This window comes from Kitasatospora sp. NPDC001225 (assembly GCF_053597855.1).
This window is the reverse complement of record NZ_JBSFJC010000302.1, coordinates 1-3,419: the sequence shown is the minus strand read 5'-3', so window position 1 is coordinate 3,419 and position 3,419 is coordinate 1. Positions and strand designations below refer to the sequence as shown.

The window sequence follows — 3,419 nt, the reverse complement described above, 5'->3', positions numbered from 1 at the left end:
GGCGAGCGCTTCGCGGTCGCCGACGGCGGCACCCACCACCACATGGCGGCGATCGGCTACTGCTGTGGGCTGTGGAGCATAGGAGACTCGAACTCCTGACATCTGCCTTGCAAAGGCAGCGCTCTACCAACTGAGCTAATGCCCCTCGACGGCACCGCGCGCGTGCCAACGGGCACTAGCGTACCGGTTTCCGGCGCGATTCCCAGCGCCGTCCCCCCGGAACGGTGCCGTTCCAAGGGGTCGGCCGGTCCGGTTCGTCGACCGGGCCGGCCGGCCCGGGAGGCGCCGACGGGCGCCTCCGGAGTTCGTCGATCGTCAGATCGCCGGGGGCTCAGCGACCGGCCGGGACCGGGTCGGTGGCCTCGGTCCACAGGTCCTGCTCGGCGCGGTCCGCCTGGACCTGACGGTAGACAAAGAAGCCGCCGAGGGCGACCAGGGCGACCAGGAGAAGCTTCTTCACCGCGGGACCTCGTCCTTCTTGCGTTGGTGGACTCAAGAGCCGGATCCGGCCGGACTGACCGGGCCGACGAGTCCAGTTGTGTTTCGAGCGCGAACGGGCGGCCGGGTGCCAGACTGCCCTTGCGGCCGATGATACACACCGGTGTCCCAATCGTGACCAGCCACCGGTGCGGCCAACCCGGCGGTCCGGTCCCAGGATTGACGCCGCACCTCCTGGCGGGCGGTCCGACCGTGCCCGGACCGTCCCGCGCGCCCGCGGATCAGACCCGGCCCGCCGAGCCGTCCGCGGGTCCGCCCGCCGTCCCGTCCGCCGGGCGGCCCGGCGCCACCACCACGGCGGTGCCGTTCGCCAGGTCCACCCTGGTCCGCGGCGGCGCCCCCTCGCCCTCCTCGTCCCGCAGCATCAGGGTGCTGCGACGTTCGTCCAGCTCGTGCTGCTTGCCCGCGGCGAACTGCGCGTGCAGCTGCTCGAACCCGGTGGCCGAGATCTGCCCCTCCCGGCCGGTCCCCCGCCAGGGCACCCAGCGGGCGCGGCGCGCCCGCAGTGCCAGTTGATCGAGCGCGGCCAGCACCACCAGGGCGCAGACCAGTCCGGGGATGCTCATCGCCCAGAACACCGCCATGCCGTCACCAACCCTCCACCGTCCCTCCCCCGAGAACCGTCGGGAGGGGCGCGCGGTTCCCGGTCCGGCGGCGGGAATGCGGTGGGAACGCGGCGGGCACGCGGCGGGACGCGCGGAGGCAGCGCGGCGGGAAACGTCGAAGGGCCCGGAGTGGATCACTCCGGGCCCTTCGGGGAGGTGGGCCTAACAGGACTTGAACCTGTGGCCTCTTCCTTATCAGGGAAGCGCTCTAACCGTCTGAGCTATAGGCCCTTGCCGCACTGAAAGATTAGCGGACCGACGGCCGATCTCCCAAATCCGGGTCGGCCGAGGCTGCGGCGGCACCCCCCGCGACCAGCTGCGGCGCACCCACGGAGGGGCGCAGCAGCCACTCCTCGCGGGTCGGCGGCAGGCCCGCCGCGCCCTCCTCGGTGCTGCGGACGGCGAGGACCTGGTTGATCCCGATCCGGTTCTGCTCGAAGGCGAGCGCGGAGGCCGCCATGTACAGCCGCCAGACCCGGGCCCGGCCGCGGCCGACCAGCCGGACCGCCTCCGTCCAGTGCGCCTCCAGGTTGGCCACCCACTCGCGCAGGGTCAGCCCGTAGTGCTCGCGCAGCGACTCGACGTCCCGGACCTCGAAGCCGGCCTCCTCCAGCCGGGCCACCGTGGACCCGACGGGGGAGAGCTCGCCGTCCGGGAAGACGTAGCGGTCGATGAAGGGGCTGGTGCGGTGCGGCACCCCGGGGATGTCGGGGCGGCGGGCGATCTGGTGGTTGAGCAGCCGGCCGCCGGGCACCAGCAGCCGGTACAGGCCCTCGGCGTAGACCCGGTACTGCTCGGAGCCGACGTGCTCGGCCATCCCGACGCTGGAGATCGCGTCGAAGGGCCCGTCGGTGATCTCCCGGTAGTCCTGGAGCCGGACCTCGACCCGGTCGGACAGCCCGGCCTCCTCGACCCGGGCGCGGGCCAGCGCGACCTGCTCCGTGGAGATGGAGACGCCGACCGCGGTGACCCCGTAGTGCTTCGCCGCGTGCAGCAGCAGCGAGCCCCAGCCGCAGCCGACGTCCAGCAGGCGCATCCCGGGGCGCAGGCCGAGCTTGCGGCAGATCAGGTCGAGCTTGGCCTCCTGGGCCGCCTCCAGGCTCTTCGCCTCGGGCGCCCAGTAGGCGCACGAGTAGACCATCGAGGAGCCCAGCACGATCCGGTAGAAGTCGTTCCCGACGTCGTAGTGGTGGCTGATGGCCGCGCGGTCGCGGCTGCGGCTGTGCAGCCGCCCGGGGGCCCTGCGGACCTCCTCGCGGGGCGGCTCGGGCTCGAGGCCGACCGCCCCGGCCCGCAGCGCGGCGGCGAGCACCCGGCGGCCCTTGGGGCCGAGCGCCTCGCGCGGCCCGAGGGCCAGGGTGCGGACCTCCGGCCGCTCGGCGAAGCGGGCGACGGCGGAGAGCGTCTCGTACAGGTCGGTGCCGGGGGCGAGTTCCAGGTCCCCCGCGACGTAGGCCCGGGCCAGGCCCAGCTCGCCCGGCTGCCAGACCAGCCGGCGCAGCGCCCGGCGGTTGCGCAGGACCACGGTGGGCGCGCCCGGCGGCCCGGCGGTGCTGCCGTCCCAGGCCTGTACCCGCAGCGGTACCGGGACCCCCAACAGCCCTTCGAGGGCTTCGACCAGTTGACCTGCGAGCTTCGCCACCGCGCGCCTCCGTCCAGTCGTCCTGCGGAACCTCAGCTGACCCGGTCGGGCGGACCGGGGGCGGCCTGCGGCACTCCCAGGCGCGGGACGGGCGGCACCCAGCTTGTCCCACCGCGGCCGCCCGGTTTCCGGGTGGCACGCCGCGGGCGGCCGGCTGTCACCCGAAATGCCGACGGGCCCCACCCGCTGCAACAGCGGGTGGGGCCCGTGCATTCCGTCCGTGGACGGGGAGCTGAGCGAACGTCAGGATCCGGCCGGGATCAGTCTTCCTCGGCCAGGGTGAGCTCGACGCCGCCGGTGAAGCCGGCCGCCGCGTTGTAGATGAACGCGGAGAGCGTGGACAGGGCGGTCAGCAGGACGACGTCGACCACGGCGATCAGCGTGGTGAAGGTCATCACCTTGCCGAAGCCGACGTAGTCCATCAGGTTGAGGCCGCCGCTGCTGTCCGAGCCGGTGACGTCCTTGAGGGTCTTGGTCAGCGAGTCGAAGACGCCGAGCGAGTCCAGCGTCATCCACAGCACGGCCGCGGCCACGATGATGATGATGCCGACGGCCAGCGACAGCAGGAAGCTGACCTTCATCACCGACCACGGGTCCACCTTGGTCACCCGCAGCCGGGCCTTGCGGGTCCGGCCGAGGCCGGCCCCGCCGGTCGCGGCCGCGGGGGCACCGGC

At 73.4% G+C, this 3,419-nt stretch carries 4 protein-coding genes and 2 tRNA genes; all 6 read right to left on the bottom strand.

Features of this window, described 5'->3' with window-relative positions; genetic code table 11:
• Positions 1 to 72: 72 nt before the first annotated feature.
• Positions 73 to 145: transfer RNA gene (locus tag ACWDCZ_RS39575), tRNA-Ala, on the bottom strand.
• A gap of 186 nt (positions 146 to 331) precedes the next feature.
• A complete protein-coding gene (locus ACWDCZ_RS39570; protein WP_014137031.1) occupies positions 332 to 460 on the bottom strand; it encodes a DLW-39 family protein in 129 nt (42 codons plus the stop codon).
• 259 nt (positions 461 to 719) lie between these two features.
• The gene (locus ACWDCZ_RS39565) at positions 720 to 1,082 is read right to left on the bottom strand and encodes a DUF6191 domain-containing protein (RefSeq protein WP_117488751.1); all 363 of its coding nucleotides are present in this window, start codon (positions 1,080 to 1,082) and stop codon (positions 720 to 722) included.
• Between the two features lie 178 nt (positions 1,083 to 1,260).
• Positions 1,261 to 1,334: transfer RNA gene (locus tag ACWDCZ_RS39560), tRNA-Ile, on the bottom strand.
• A 16-nt stretch (positions 1,335 to 1,350) separates the two neighbouring features.
• Positions 1,351 to 2,745: a class I SAM-dependent methyltransferase gene (locus tag ACWDCZ_RS39555; protein WP_449818495.1), complete on the bottom strand. Its 1,395-nt coding sequence runs from the start codon at positions 2,743 to 2,745 to the stop codon at positions 1,351 to 1,353.
• 260 nt (positions 2,746 to 3,005) lie between these two features.
• The coding region (locus ACWDCZ_RS39550; RefSeq protein WP_449818494.1) for a DUF3566 domain-containing protein at positions 3,006 to 3,419 on the bottom strand (414 nt) is incomplete at its 5' end.